The 14,581-nt window shown below is 37.2% G+C and carries 14 protein-coding genes and 1 riboswitch; of the genes, 5 read left to right on the forward strand and 9 right to left on the reverse strand.

All coding sequences use genetic code 11. The features are described 5' to 3' along the window. The 4 genes from AMD00_RS15650 to AMD00_RS15665 form a co-directional block, all read right to left on the reverse strand. Nucleotides 1–996: a FecCD family ABC transporter permease gene (locus AMD00_RS15650; RefSeq protein WP_053417925.1), complete on the reverse strand. Its 996-nt coding sequence runs from the start codon at nt 994–996 to the stop codon at nt 1–3. Then, nucleotides 993–1,949 carry an ABC transporter substrate-binding protein gene (locus AMD00_RS15655; RefSeq protein ID WP_053417926.1) on the reverse strand — a complete coding sequence of 319 codons (957 nt, stop codon included), beginning with the start codon at nt 1,947–1,949 and terminating at the stop codon, nt 993–995. The genes AMD00_RS15650 and AMD00_RS15655 overlap by 4 nt, the downstream gene beginning before the upstream one ends. A gap of 128 nt (nt 1,950–2,077) precedes the next feature. After that, nucleotides 2,078–2,267: riboswitch (cobalamin riboswitch) on the reverse strand. A 280-nt stretch (nt 2,268–2,547) separates the two neighbouring features. Continuing rightward, entirely contained in the window at nt 2,548–4,215 is a 1,668-nt protein-coding gene (gene argS, locus AMD00_RS15660; protein ID WP_053417927.1) for an arginine--tRNA ligase, read from the reverse strand. Further along, entirely contained in the window at nt 4,215–4,652 is a 438-nt protein-coding gene (locus AMD00_RS15665) for a DUF1934 domain-containing protein (protein WP_053417928.1), read from the reverse strand. Before AMD00_RS15665 ends, argS begins: the two co-directional genes overlap by 1 nt. A 221-nt stretch (nt 4,653–4,873) precedes the next feature. On the opposite strand from AMD00_RS15665, the gene AMD00_RS15670 reads away from it, so the two are divergent. Both AMD00_RS15670 and AMD00_RS15675 read left to right on the forward strand, forming a co-directional pair. Continuing rightward, nucleotides 4,874–5,959: a GGDEF domain-containing protein gene (locus tag AMD00_RS15670; RefSeq protein WP_053417929.1), complete on the forward strand. Its 1,086-nt coding sequence runs from the start codon at nt 4,874–4,876 to the stop codon at nt 5,957–5,959. Between the two features lie 154 nt (nt 5,960–6,113). Then, nucleotides 6,114–8,168: a transglycosylase domain-containing protein gene (locus AMD00_RS15675; RefSeq protein ID WP_053417930.1), complete on the forward strand. Its 2,055-nt coding sequence runs from the start codon at nt 6,114–6,116 to the stop codon at nt 8,166–8,168. A 256-nt stretch (nt 8,169–8,424) separates the two neighbouring features. Here the strand turns inward: AMD00_RS15675 and AMD00_RS15680 are convergent, their stop codons facing one another. Beyond that, entirely contained in the window at nt 8,425–8,940 is a 516-nt protein-coding gene (locus AMD00_RS15680; RefSeq protein ID WP_053417931.1) for a YwhD family protein, read from the reverse strand. 68 nt (nt 8,941–9,008) lie between these two features. On the opposite strand from AMD00_RS15680, the gene AMD00_RS15685 reads away from it, so the two are divergent. Next, complete coding sequence (locus AMD00_RS15685) at nt 9,009–9,194, forward strand: 2-hydroxymuconate tautomerase (RefSeq protein WP_053417932.1); 186 nt, start codon at nt 9,009–9,011, stop codon at nt 9,192–9,194. Nucleotides 9,195–9,277: 83 nt separating this feature from the next. Here the strand turns inward: AMD00_RS15685 and AMD00_RS15690 are convergent, their stop codons facing one another. From AMD00_RS15690 to AMD00_RS15700, 3 genes are all read right to left on the reverse strand, one after another. Beyond that, nucleotides 9,278–9,784: a YwgA family protein gene (locus tag AMD00_RS15690; RefSeq protein ID WP_053417933.1), complete on the reverse strand. Its 507-nt coding sequence runs from the start codon at nt 9,782–9,784 to the stop codon at nt 9,278–9,280. A 25-nt stretch (nt 9,785–9,809) separates the two neighbouring features. Beyond that, a complete protein-coding gene (locus AMD00_RS15695) occupies nt 9,810–11,108 on the reverse strand; it encodes an HD domain-containing protein (protein ID WP_053417934.1) in 1,299 nt (432 codons plus the stop codon). A 379-nt stretch (nt 11,109–11,487) separates the two neighbouring features. Then, entirely contained in the window at nt 11,488–11,724 is a 237-nt protein-coding gene (locus AMD00_RS15700) for a DUF1450 domain-containing protein (RefSeq protein WP_038180139.1), read from the reverse strand. A gap of 226 nt (nt 11,725–11,950) precedes the next feature. On the opposite strand from AMD00_RS15700, the gene AMD00_RS15705 reads away from it, so the two are divergent. After that, nucleotides 11,951–12,604: an RsfA family transcriptional regulator gene (locus tag AMD00_RS15705; protein WP_053417935.1), complete on the forward strand. Its 654-nt coding sequence runs from the start codon at nt 11,951–11,953 to the stop codon at nt 12,602–12,604. Between the two features lie 123 nt (nt 12,605–12,727). On the opposite strand, the gene AMD00_RS15710 is transcribed toward AMD00_RS15705, so the two are convergent. Then, nucleotides 12,728–13,558 carry a lipoate--protein ligase family protein gene (locus AMD00_RS15710; protein ID WP_053417936.1) on the reverse strand — a complete coding sequence of 277 codons (831 nt, stop codon included), beginning with the start codon at nt 13,556–13,558 and terminating at the stop codon, nt 12,728–12,730. Nucleotides 13,559–13,719: 161 nt separating this feature from the next. Here AMD00_RS15710 and hemQ point away from each other — a divergent pair, with 161 nt between their 5' ends. Beyond that, on the forward strand, nt 13,720–14,472 hold the full coding sequence (gene hemQ / locus AMD00_RS15715) for a hydrogen peroxide-dependent heme synthase (RefSeq protein WP_053417937.1): 753 nt from the start codon (nt 13,720–13,722) through the stop codon (nt 14,470–14,472). The last annotated feature ends 109 nt before the right edge of the window (nt 14,473–14,581 follow it).

The raw sequence follows: 14,581 nt of genomic DNA on the forward strand, positions 1-14,581 counted from the left end.
TTACGCACCTTTCGTTCTTCTTTGTCGGAAAAAGATATATGAAAATACTGGTGCCCCAATAAGTGCAGTAATGACACCTATTGGTAACTCTGTTGGCGAAATAATCGTACGAGCAAATAAATCACAAACAATTAATAATGATGCCCCATTTAAAAACGATAAAGGCAACAAATGACGGTGATCTGCCCCAAATAAAAGTCGTGTCATATGGGGTACAACGAGTCCAACAAAGCCAATTGTTCCAGAGACTGCAACTGCAGCACCTGTTAACATAGATCCACCTATTAATATCAGAATTTTACTTTTCTTTACGTCAACACCAAGATACTTGGCACGTTCTTCTCCAAATAACATCGCATTTAATTCACGACGGTTTAACCATAGTAAAAATGATCCGATGAGTACAAAAGGCCACACCATCTTGACATATGGCCATCCACGCATTGAAACACTTCCCATAAGCCATCCAATGATTTGCCGTAACTCATCACCTGTTAAGGCAATTAACAATGAAATTAATGCACCTAAAAATGAACTCACGATAATCCCTGTTAAAATTAGCGTTTCCATTTTCATAGTACGATCAACTAATCGTGCAAAAGCCATTACACCCATCATCGCCAGTAAGGCCCCTAGCATGCTGAAGGCTGGTAATGTGTATATACCAAAAATAGGGGTCGAAATGCCGAAAAAGAGCGTCACCACAGCACCTACCGAGGCACCGGATGACACTCCTAACGTATACGGATCGGCGAGAGGATTCTTCAGCAATCCTTGGAAAGCAGCACCCGCAATTGCCAGTGAGGCTCCTACTAACCCTGCAAGCACAACACGTGGCATGCGTATTTTCCACAATATATTCGTCGCTGTTGGATCCGCTGCCGTATTCCATAACGTACTAATTGGTACTTTTACAGAACCAATTGATACACCTAGCCAAATGCTAACAATTAAAATCACAAAGGCTATGATGTACCCTAAAATAGTTTTCTTCACTCAAAAGCCTCTGGATATACTGCTTTTGCAATGACCTCTAATCCTTCAGCAAGACGAGGACCTGTACGGCTTGTTAAGTTCGCATCAACTTGAATAACTGCATCATTTTTAACAGCTGTAATACTATCGAATCCTTGGCGTTTTTTCACCTTCTCGACAATATCTTTTACATAGTCATATTTCACAATAATTGTATCTGGATTTCGTTTCACAATTTCTTCAGCGTCAATTTTGAACCAACCTGTTTGATCTGCTGTGACGTTTTTAATATTAGCTAGGTCAAACATTTCTTGCATAAATGTATCTTTACCTGCTGTGTAAATATCAGGTTCGTCTGATGTTTCCACGAATGCTGATTTTTGTTTTACATCTTTCACTTTAGCTTGTACTTCTTTTACTTTTGCTTTCATATCAGCAGTAATCTTTTTAGCCTCATCCGCTTTACCAGTAATGTGGCCTATTTGTTCTATTGTTTTATACGTTTCCTCAAAATTACCAGCATTTTTTACAACGAAAACTTTTAATCCTGCGTCACGTAATTGTTGGAGACCTGCTTCTGAAGTACCTAGAAGTGTTTCGTGTGCGAAAACAACGTCTGGATTTAAGCTAATAATTTTCTCGGCGTCAAATTCCATGCCACCGATTTTTTCTTTTTTCGTTGCCGCTTCAGGATAATCATCATTATCCGATACAGCAGTAATATCTTTTTCTAAACCTAACGCGAAAAGAATCTCTGTATTACTTGGCACTAAAGTAATGATGCTCTTTGGTGCTTCTGTAAATTTTACATCATTACCAAGTGCATCAGTCTCTGTTAATGGATATCCTGCTACCTGTTGCTCTGTTGCTGGCTCACTACTTTCCTTTTTCTTTGTATCTTCCGTTTGGCCACAGCCTACTAATACGCCTAGTGCTAAAACGATCACTAAACAAAATTGCCATATTTTCTTCATTTGCATTTCCTCCTTGTTCATAAAAAAATCTCTCGTTTTGCGACGAGAGATACGATGACAGTGAATTTATACATAGTAGTACTTAAAATGCACTTTTACTGACACCATCTCTATCCGCGTAGTTCTAATTGGTGGTCTCCATGTTGGTAGGTATCCTGGCTCGTGATCACAGCTTGCCGTGCCTTCCCAAAACGTTAAGCTTTAGTGACAAATTACGACTTACTCACACATACAGTGGCGGGACCGCGTCGGATTTACACCGACTTCCCTTTTCTCTTTACCAAATCAAAGTAAAGAACCAACATGTCTCACAATATGCAATTTTTTATTACATCCTGTACAATTATACAGAAAATTAAATACTTGTCCAAGTTGTTACTAGGGTTGGTGAAACTATTAATACTAACACCTTGTGATATAAATCGATAAAGACTAGCCATTTTATCTTTAACTATACTCGAAATTTATATTTCATCTGTTCTTTATCTAAACAAAAAGACTACTCCACACTTATTCAGTGCGAAATAGTCTTTTTTTTGTAGGTACCTCTTGGGTTCATCAGCTATTCGGCATCAGTACAAAAAGGTTCCTTTTATAATTACATTTTCTCAGGTGCTGATACGCCAATTAGTTTTAGTGCGTTGGCGATTGTTGTGCGAACTGCTGTAATTAGAGATAAACGTGCTTCTGAGCGATCTTTGTTGTCAGCATCTAATACTTTTTCAGCATTGTAGAAGCTGTGGAAAGTTGCTGCTAGTTCTTGAATGTAGTTAGTAATACGGTGTGGTGTGCGATTCTTCGCAGCATCCGCAACAACTTGTGGGAAGTCCCCTACTTTTTTCAAGACATCAATTTCTTTCTCTGCATTAAGAAGATCTAAATGTTCTTCAGATGCTGCAAAGCCTTGTTCTTTTGCTTGGCGCAAGATTGAAGAAATACGAGCATGTGCATATTGTGCATAGTATACAGGGTTTTCATTTGATTGCTTAACAGCTAAGTCAAGGTCAAAGTCCATATGTGAATCACCAGCACGCATTGCAAAGTTGTAACGTACTGCATCTAAGCCGACTTCTTCTACAAGTTCACGTAAAGTAACCGCGTTACCTGTACGTTTACTCATTTTCACTTTTTCGCCGTCTTTCATTAAGTTCACCATTTGAATGATTTCAACTTCTAATGTGTCACGATCGTATCCAAGTGCTTCGATTGCTGCTTTCATACGTGGGATATAGCCATGATGGTCTGCTCCCCAAATGTTGATAAGTTTAGTGAAACCACGTTGAATTTTATCTTCATGGTATGAAATATCTGGTGTTAAATATGTGTAAGAGCCGTCATTTTTAATAAGTACGCGATCTTTGTCGTCGCCAAATGTTGTCGAGCGGAACCAAGTAGCGCCTTCTTCTTCAAATACATGACCATTCGCACGAAGTTTTTCTAGAGCCATTTCAACTTTACCCGATTTATATAGTGATGTCTCAGAATACCAAACATCAAAGTCTACACGGAAGTTTGCTAAGTCTTTTTGTAATTTACCAAGCTCTAATTTCAAGCCATGTTCACGGAAAAATTCAAAGCGCTCTTCATCTGACTTACTTAAAATCGAATCACCAAACTCAGCAGCTAGTTTACCTGCGATGTCGATGATATCTTGACCATGATAACCATCTTCAGGCATAGTAGCTTCTAGACCTAACGCTTGTTTGTAGCGAGCTTCTAAAGATGCTGCTAAATTATTGATTTGATTACCTGCATCATTGATGTAGTATTCACGTGAGACATCATATCCTGCAAAGTCTAAAACGTTACATAATGAATCCCCTACAGATGCTCCTCGAGCATGTCCTAAATGAAGGTCACCAGTTGGGTTAGCTGATACAAATTCAACTTGCACCTTTTCATTAGCGCCAGCTAGTGAACGTCCATATTCAGCGCCTTGCGCTAAAACAGTTGTGATTACTTCCGCTAAATAGTCTTTACGTAACACAATATTCATAAAACCAGGACCTGCGATATCGATCTTCTCAATAGCAGTACCTGTAGTATCAAGGTTTTCTATAATAGCTTCCGCGATTGCACGTGGTGGCTTCTTCGCTAATTTTGTAAGTTGCATAGCTATATTAGTTGCATAGTCGCCATTCGTCTTATCCTTTGGTGTTTCTAAGTGTATATTCAATGTTGATGTATCTTCTAAAAGACCTGCTTTTGATACTGCTGCAAGAAGCGCTTCTTTAATCGCATGTTGCACTTGTTCTACTGCGTTCATTATTTTCCCTCCGAGTAATTAATTTCTAAAGTATAATCGCCTACTGATTGTCCACCAATGATTAGATCATAGTTTAAATAAAATCTTCCGCTCGTTTTACTGTCATGCGGTTCGAATAGCATGTCCTTCGTATACGTCACGATTGGTAATGCACCGAATTCACTATCATAATGGCCGTTTTGTTCATGATTAAGTAAAAATGGCATACGCATTTTCACATCACCATTCCGAAGAATAACTGCCTCATTATTACCGAATTTTAAAGTTGAACGAATATGTTTATCTTCTTGAACTTCTTCATATTGTAAGTACGTTTGGTCCCTTTTTTGAACTATCGTACCTTCTGACCAAAGCTCATAAGTTTCAGCTTCTGTTTCAGATTGTCGAATTGTCGTTTTTAACTTTAATTTTACGGGTGCTTTAAGTTCACTAGCCATACTTATGGGCCTCCGTTCCATTCTTTATATAACCTTCTTATTATAGGTTAGATTCGCTTGTTTTTTCAAGGTGCAAGTAAATTTAGGACAAACAGTGGGTTCTTTATAATCACTACCTCTCACTACCTTATGTCGTTTTATAGGGAAAACATAATTATTTTAATTTCCCTTGTAAAATTGAATGTTATAATGGAGGGATAAAATGGTAGGAGAGAATCTATATGTTGCTCGAATTAGTCATTAATTTTTCGATTTTATTTACTTTTGTTATATTTTCATATTGGTTATACGAGTCTTTAGAACCTTATCAAGATAGTTTTATTGAGCTGCAACCTTGGATCGTCGGTCTTGTAGCTGGACTTACTGGTTTACTTTTGATGGGCACGGCTGTACATTACCAAAATGATATTATTAGTGATGGTCGTTTTATTAGTATCTTACTCAGTGGATTGCTCGGTGGCCCAATTGCTATTGCTTTGTCCTCGCTCATCATTGGGGTTTTTCGAATTTATGTGTTTGGCTTATCAGAAACGTCTATTTTTGGAGGATTAAATATTTTAGTAATTGGTGGTGTTATCGCATTAATTTCAATTAAAAGACCAATTACTTTCCGCAATATCTATTTCTATTTCACTTATATCGTTTTCCAAGTTTGCATTGTTTTCTATATTCTTTCAGATACCAAGATAAATGGCTTACAAAATGTTATTCAAACAGCACTTTTTTATATCGTGTCATTTTACATAACTTTACTTGTATTAAAATCAATTCGAAATCAATTTATTCGTATGCGAGAAACCGAAAAAATGGCAGAAACAGATTACTTAACTGGACTGCCGAATAATCGACGCTTCCAGCAAATAATAGATGATTTACTCTCTAATAACGTCCCTTTTTCATTGATATTAATTGATATCGACTCTTTTAAAAAAGTTAATAAAACGTATGGTCATCCTGTTGGTGATGAAATTTTACAACAAATTGGTACACAGTTAAAAAACTATGTGAAAACGATTAATGCAGAAGCTGCTAGGATTAGTGGCGAAGAATTTTATATTGTTTGTAAAGAGGCTGCGCCTGCCTATGGCATACATTATGCAAATTTAATTCAATCACAAATTGCCAAAACACCACTTGTTGTGTCTACTGGCTATGTAATTCCAATTACTGTTTCCATTGGTATTTGTTCATATCCTGACAATGGCAATACTTCAAAAGAACTCGCATTTTCGGCGGATAAGGCCATCATGCAAGCAATAGCAAGAGGTTCAAACCAACTCGTTCACTTTAACCAATTGAATAATTAATATTATTATATTAAAACGCTAAGAGAATTCACCCTTAGCGTTTTTTGTTGTCGCCAATAATTACCAAATTAATCCTTTTAAATTTTTTTCGTCCGTTTATTTTACATAGAATCATCACATACTATCGCTAAATTGGTGGAACGGAGCTGTTCTTATGAATCGAGCAGACTATTGGCGAAAAAGAAGGGTGAATAAGCGCTGGAAACGCACTCTTATGTGGAGTGTCGTAGGTATTTCAGCTTTTTTAACAGTATTGCTGTCACTCAGAATATACGCACAAATTGCGGGTGCGCCTTCTCTCGCTGTTCCGAAGGCAACCGTTTTTTTAGATGCGGATGGGCATCGAGCTGGCGATAAATTTTCTATGGAACGTCGCTACTGGGTAAACCTAGATGAAATTTCTCCTTTTGTTGCACAAGCACTTATTGCAACGGAAGATAAAAATTTCTATTCGCATAACGGTTTTGATTACACCCGTATTGCAGGCGCATTATTGAAAGATGTTAAGGCAATGCGCAAAGTTGAAGGTGCGAGTACAATTACGCAGCAATATGCTCGCAATTTATATTTATCGCATGAGAAATCGTGGTTAAGGAAAGCAAATGAAGCACTCTATGCATACCGTTTAGAAATCTTTTATGATAAGGATAAGATTTTGGAAGGCTACTTAAATACTGTTTACTTTGGACATGGTATGTATGGTATAGAAGCTGCAAGTAGATTTTATTTTGGGAAATCAGCAAAAGATTTAACTCTTTCTGAAGCTGCTTTACTAGTTGGGATTCCAAAAGGACCAGGTATTTATTCCCCTGCAGTTAATAAAGAAAAATCAATAGGTCGTCAACAATTAATATTAAGTTTAATGTCTAACCAAAATGTTATTTCTGAAGAACAAGCAGAGAGAGCTAAGAACGAAACTCTTGATTTTAAATATGAGGAATGGGAAAATTCGAAATCACTAGCACCATACTTTTTAGATACAGCTTGGCAGGAAGCAAAAGATATACTGACTGAAAAGGGCCGTCGCTTTGAAGAAGGTGGTTGGGTAATCAAAACAACATTGAATACTTACCATCAAAAAGCTGCTGAAGAAGCTGTTGAGAAATCATTACCAAACGATGAACTAGAAGTTGGCTTCGTTAGTATGGATCCATCTACAGGTTATATTACTGCTCTAGTCGGAGGACGACATTATTTAACAAGTACATTCAATAGGGTGACACAAGCTAAAAGGCAACCTGGATCTGCTATTAAGCCATTTTTGTATAGTGCTGCACTGGAGAAAGGTTATACTCCTTTAACGTTTATGGATACTAGCCCTACCATTTTCACTTATGATGATGGACGCTCTAAGTACGAACCCAAAAATGTAAATGGCGAATTTGCGGATCATCCAATGTCTTTGGCACAAGCAATTGCTATATCGGATAATATCTACGCAGTGAAGACGTTTGAAACAATCGGCTATAAAGCATTCAGTAATGTACTGGATCGATTTAACATCCAAAGTAAATTACAAAATTCACCAGCGGTAGCTCTTGGTACTTCTGAAGTAAGCTTAATGAATTTAACTTCCGCTTATAACACATTAGCGGCAAAAGGTGTTCAAAAGAAACCAACAACAATTATTTCAATTACAGATGCAAATGGCAAAGTTATTTATAAAGCAGAAAAGAAACAGAAACAGAAACAAGTGATTAGTTCAGATGATGCGTTTTTAATCACACAGTTGATGACTGGTATGTTCGATCCAGTCTTTAATGATTACGCACCGGCAACTGGGATTTCAATTCGTAACAAACAAACTAGACCTTATGCAGCAAAATCCGGTACAACTTTAACCGATCAAATGATGGTTGGTTTTACCCCTTCTTTAACTGCTGGTGTTTGGAATGGTTACGATAAAGGCAAACAAATGACCAGTGCAGAAGATTCACGAGCTACAAAACAAATTTGGATTGATTTTATGGAAAAGGCACATGAAGGATTACCTAGTGAGCCATTTTTGGCACCCGATAATATTGAAGGCGTAATTGTCGATGTAAAAACAGGTGGTCTCGCGACTTCAAGTTGTGATCAACAACGACTTGTATATATGAAAAAGAAAGATATCCCGAAAAAGCTATGTACAGATCCAAGTATTGTTAGTGATTTAACGAAGAAAGACGAAACATCTTGGCATCTATTTCCTTTTTCACTATTTGAATAAAAAAAGCTGCATCTCCTAAGGAGTCCGTTATCCTTAGGAAGATGCAGCTTTTTGGTTCTCGAAAATATGAGTTACATGGGGCATCCGGCTTGGGTTTGTCAAAATGTCGCATGTCTCTCATATCAAATCGGTTACCAGATGTCCTAGCTTACTTTCTTAAGTTGTAGTTAAAGTGTACTGCCTTTCAATGACAGTTTCAACCATGTATTGAAACCGGTTTATAATTGTCACACTTTGTTCAATTATTTTCAAAATTTTAGAAGGCTAATTGTTCACGTAATTCTTCTGAACTTAAAGACCACATTTTCTCGTTAAAGCCGTGTAAAAACTCGCCTAGCACTCGTTTTGACTCTTCGTCCATATGCTCTACAATGATATGACGTTTCATCGATTTATCCATTTTATTGACATGGTCTGCTAAAATTTTATAACCACGACGTTTTTCCCTATTGACAACCATTTCACAAGCTGTTACACCAGCAAAATAAGCTCCACCTTCTTTATGATCGATTGTCACCCATACTAGCCAATATGGTTTACCACCTGCTGAATCTTCTCGATTCGTTGTAAATTTAATACCTCTTTCAACATCACTACGTGCATGCATAGCCCCTACTTCTACAGTGGCTTTTTTTTCTTCAATATCAATAATGACCGGTGATACGTTCTCAAGAGTTAAAGAACCTACGCCAAATCCTTTATGTCCGTCTGTTGGATCGTTTTTAATAATCGTAAATCCTAATTTTTGTTTTGGTTTTTCTTCATTAGTCATTTCTCAAAATCCCTCCGTTCTGTTATTATAACGAATATACACTATATTTTAAATGAGGAGGACTCTTTATGCCTATAGTAACAATAAAAATGCTTGAAGGTCGCACAGACGATCAAAAACGTGATTTGGTTGAAAAGGTAACAGCTGCAATTTCCGAGTCTGTAGATGCACCAAAAGAAAACATCTCAATTATCATCGAAGAAATGCAAAAATCACACTACGCTATTGGTGGCGTACGTAAGAGCGACCTTTAATAATATAGTTATCGTAAGTAGGGCTGTCCCTTTTTAGGGATGGCTTTTTTTGTATAAAAAAACCCCCACTTTTGGGGATTTTCTTACTGAATCGATACTGTTGCAAGTTGTGCTATAAATTCAAAAGCATCTGTCAGCTCATCTTCTGTAAAGTTCAGTTTTCCTTTTACCACATGTACCTTTTCAATTTGCTCTTCTTTTGTGAGTTCATCAAAATATAGTAGCGTTGAAACAAGCTCTAGAAAACGTGCACTTCTATCATTCATCATATTGATCACTTCTGGTAGCTTGTCATGTTGCTTACCTAGCATAGTAGAGAAACTTGTCCCTTCAGCAGTAACTGCATAGCGGTATTGTACATATGATCCCTTATCCTCTTTTTCTTCCGTTAAAAAGCCCATATTACAAAGCTCTTCTACGCGTAACGTCAACTCTTCTGAGTAAGGGCCATATATATGAAATTGGTATTTTTCCTGGAATGGAAATCGCATTTTCTTTGCTATATAGACCATCTTTTGTAGTTTTTTACGACCAGTGACTTGACCTGCTAATGACACAAATTGTACGACTTTTGCGTGTTCTTCTAGCACTTTTAAATCTCCTTCCGGGAGGTTATTAACCTTTTAATATTTCTAATATTTGTTTTCTAAGTGTTTTTTTCTTACCGTTCTCTAGTAAAATATCTTCTGGAAAATATAATTTATGATCCGTTCGGCGTTTTCCGGATATGGAATCGACGATATCAGATGATCTCGATAATTCACGGATTTCGTCATTCGGCATTAATAGATGAATCGGTAACCTCTCCTCTTCCTCACCCGGACGATAGAAATCGTATGGTAAATCTGAAGACGAATCTAAAACTAAATAGTACTGCGGGTCAATACCAGCTTTTCGGAATAGATTCTCAAGTTCACGTAGCTTTTGATAATCTTTGGCAGGGTCAATTTCCACGTAATTAAACAATTTCCGGTTCACAAAACGTCTGCTTAAATCGCTCAAAATAGGATCCGCCTCACGCATCCATAGTTGGAAATATGTCAGCAAAATACTTTCGTCCAAAGCTAAATAATCTTCAAGTTCAATATTTTTATCAAAAAATGCTTGAAAATGCGTAGGCTCGTGTAAGAATTTATAACCTGTTTCACTTAACGCTTTCGCACGATGTAAAATTTTTGTCAAAATTACTTCCGCACTCCGTGATACAGGATGAAAATAAACCTGCCAATACATTTGATAACGACTCATAATATAATCTTCTACTGCATGCATACCACTCGATTTGATGACCACTTGATCCTCTCGCGGACGCATCACGCGCAATATACGTTCCATATCAAAATGACCATAACTGACACCAGTATAATAAGCATCCCGTTGTAAGTAATCCATACGATCAGCGTCGATTTGACTTGAAATCATACTGACAACTTGTTTATTTTCATACGTTTTTGCAATGACATTCGATACTTTTAAAGGGAAATTAGCCGCAACACGACTGAGTACTTGATTGACTTCTGTATCTCCCATAATAATATGGCGTGTGAATTCCTCATGATCTAAGTCAAAAACATGTTCAAAAGCATGTGAAAAAGGTCCATGTCCCAAATCATGCAATAATGCAGCACAAAGTACGACAAGCCGTTCACTTTCATCCCATTCTGGTCTACCCTTGAACACATCATCGACCATTCGACGGACAATTTCATAAACACCAAGTGAATGATTAAATCGACTATGCTCTGCACCATGGAACACTAAATAAGTCGTACCGAGTTGCTTAATACGGCGTAATCTTTGAAATTCTCTTGTTCCAATTAAATCCCAAATCACCTGATCTCGCACATGTATATAGCGATGGACTGGGTCCTTAAACACTTTTTCTTCTTCTAACTTTGCTGTCGCATAACTCATAAGGCACCCCACTTCCACTGTTTGTATTGATTTGTTGAATATATATCCTATTAACGAGGCAACTAAACTAATGGACAAATTACACTAACTATATCTATTAAATGATATTGACATCTTTGATTCGGGATAAGAAAATTGTTTATTTACTAAATAAAAAAATAATTGTAGTAAATTACACTCAACTCCTTATCGAATTACTCATTCTACTACAACTTTAATTACAAGTATAAATGAAAAAACCACCTTTCGGAAAGGCGGCTAAAGTCTGACTTCAAGCTAGGAACTTAGTAAGTTTATGAACTAACTCCTACGCTAAGAAGTCTACAGTTTGTTGCTCTAATTACTATAATGATTGTCATATCAACATACTAATCGTCTGTTATAGACGATTTTGTGATTTTAATTTGGCACGTACTTTTTCCATTAATTCCTCTTCTGTTAAAGCAGCACAAGGACGATTATTTACGAATGCGAATGTTTTCTTTCGTCCAGGACCACAATATGACTGACATGCGATATCGACTGAAGCATCAGCATCGATTTCTTTTAATTTCGGGATTAATGTTTTTAAATTAACGGCCTGACATTCATCGCAAACTCTGAATTCGTTTGCCATCTGTCTACAACCCTTTCTATATTTGAATCTGAAGTCTAACAGTCATTGTATCGTATTTATAGCCGTTCCTTCAAGCTTATAATGGGTCGTTCTCTCATAGCATTCTCTTTTCTTTTCACTACAAAAGCCTCCACAACAACACCTAGCATAATATTTTGCAAGTTTGTGAATAAAAAATAGAGAAAGTGACCACGCTGAGACTATCAACATTATAGGAGGTTATAAAATGGTAAAAGTCAGACAAGATGCTTGGTTAAAAGAAAACGATGAATTATTAGCAGAAGCTGTTATTCGACATGTTAAAGAAGGAAGTACACAATTAAATGCTTTTGAAGAAGCGGGAGATGCCCTGAATAGGACCGCAGCTGCATGTGGCTTTCGTTGGAATGCTGTCGTTCGTAAAATCTATGAAAATGAATTAGCGGGCGCTAAAAAAGAACGTAAGGAACGTATGCGTGTATTCGGACAAACCGTGCGTCGCCGAAATACAGGAATCTACGTACTACCTACTAATGGAAGTAATGAGAGTAATGGTGCCCCTGAGCAACAGCGTTCTATTCCACTATCATCGCTATCACTTGATGTTGTCATAGCTTATTTAATGCGACTACAACATATGGGTAGTGGCAATGATTCTGAGACTTCAAGATGGCGTCATTTGGCTAATGTGGCTAATGATAAAGTATCCCGCTTAGAAGCTGAACTTAACAAGCTAGAGAAGGAGAATCGCCACATGCGCAAAGATTACGAGCAATTTGCTCAAATTATGAATCGCGCACGCCGAATGATAACACTAGATGAAGAGGAAGAGCATATCGCTCCCGTTTTCACTATGGAACGCAACGGGAATTTAGTTGTTAAAGAACCGCCTACGAATTAATAGGGTTAAGAGAGGATAGCATTTCTTCAATAGACTTTGCCTCCCTCTTCCGCCACTTGATTTCATTTTTTAATCCAATACTAAAACCCGACCCGCTTGCGCGTCGGGTTATTTTTTTCTCTGTTATTTACTTAACATCTTTTTATTACGTTCAAACACGCGATTCAAATAGAAACTATAAAGTTCCATTTCTTCTTGTTGTAATGAACCAATTTTTAGTTCATCACTTAGTTCCATTAATAATTTTTGTAAATCTATAACGGTTTGTTGAACTGTCAATTTTTCATTTAAGAGTTCAGATAAGGAAGCCATAACTTCTGGACGTACTTGTGGATATTCAAATTTTGTTTCCTCACCCTGCAAACCTATTTTATAAAAATCTCTTATTAAACTTGCACGCTCTGCTCCACTGCCTTCTATGCATAGATAGATTTGCACGGCGATACCTTGACGCAATCTACGTTGTGAGATGCCTGCGAACTTCTTGCCACCTATACTTAAATCATAAGAACCTGGGCAGTATGAACCGACGATTTCATACGCTTCAATATGTTCTGCAGCTTTTGGAAATAATGCTTTGATGATTTCTAACATTACTTCATAGCCTGTATTAATATCGATTTTTGAATGATGTTCAGACAGTACAATGGAAATATTCAAAACACCTGAATCTAATACAACTGCAAGCCCACCTGAGTTACGAACAATTGGTGTGAAACCTTTTACCGCCAAAAAATTCATACCATCTGCAATATGTGGCAAGCGATGGTCCTGAATACCAAGTACAACTGAATTGTTATGTACCCAGGTGCGGACTGTTGCTGGTGACATGTCTTGGCCAACTAAATGGCACAATGTATCATCAGCAGCAAATGATTCTAATGGTGAGTGTCCAATACCACTCACGGATTGATCCCAAAAACGCCATGTTTTTTGCTGTAGGTATGTTAACATTTTCATTCTCCTGGACTATAATGTTTTCTTCACTAGCATACACGAATAAGTCAATTTTCTCATGTCAAATTCGTGACTTTCAAGCAATAGGGAGACTTATTTTCCTGTTTTATGCTAAACTAATGCAGAATGATTCTCACTAAAAGGAGTGTCCATAAACAATGATCGAAGCAGCACAAACACTAGATGGTTGGTACGTACTACATGATTTCCGTTCAATTGACTGGGCTTCTTGGAAACTAGTTTCTGAAGAAGAGCGTCAAGCAGCAGTTGAAGAGTTTATTAAATATCTAGAAAAAATTAACGAAGCTGACATTGCGAAAACAGGAAGCCATGCTTTCTACTCAATCGTAGGTCAAAAAGCAGATTTCGTACTTATGACATTACGTGAAACAATGGAAGAATTACAAGAGATTGAAACCGAATTCAACAAGTTAGCAATTGCTGATTTCACAATTCCTTCTTTCTCTTACGTTTCAGTGGTCGAGCTTTCAAACTACCTTGCTGGAAAAGACTCTGACGAAGATCCGTACCAAAATCCACATGTACGCTCTCGTTTATATCCTGAATTACCTCGTTGGAATCATATTTGTTTCTATCCAATGGATAAACGTCGTCAAGAAGGCGCCAACTGGTATATGCTACCAATGGATGAGCGTAAAGAATTAATGCGCAGTCACGGTTTAATCGGCCGTAGCTATGCAGGTAAAGTTAAACAAATCATCTCAGGTTCTGTCGGTTTTGACGATCATGAATGGGGCGTTACTCTATTTGCTGAAGACGTATTGCAATTCAAAAAACTAATTTATGAGATGCGTTTTGATGAAGTAAGTGCTCGTTATGCTGAGTTCGGCGCATTCTTCGTTGGTAATATTTTAGACAACGAAAAATTAGTGAAACTTCTAACTGTTTAATTTTTCATCTTTAAATGAAAGCTCTTTATTTTATTGAGCTTTCTTTTTTATGTTCATATGTGTCTTTTATTTTAACTGGATTAAAATGCGAAAAAGCAAAAGGCTTCCA

The sequence above is a fragment of the Viridibacillus arvi genome (genome assembly GCF_001274945.1).
GTDB classification, from domain to species: domain Bacteria; phylum Bacillota; class Bacilli; order Bacillales_A; family Planococcaceae; genus Viridibacillus; species Viridibacillus arvi.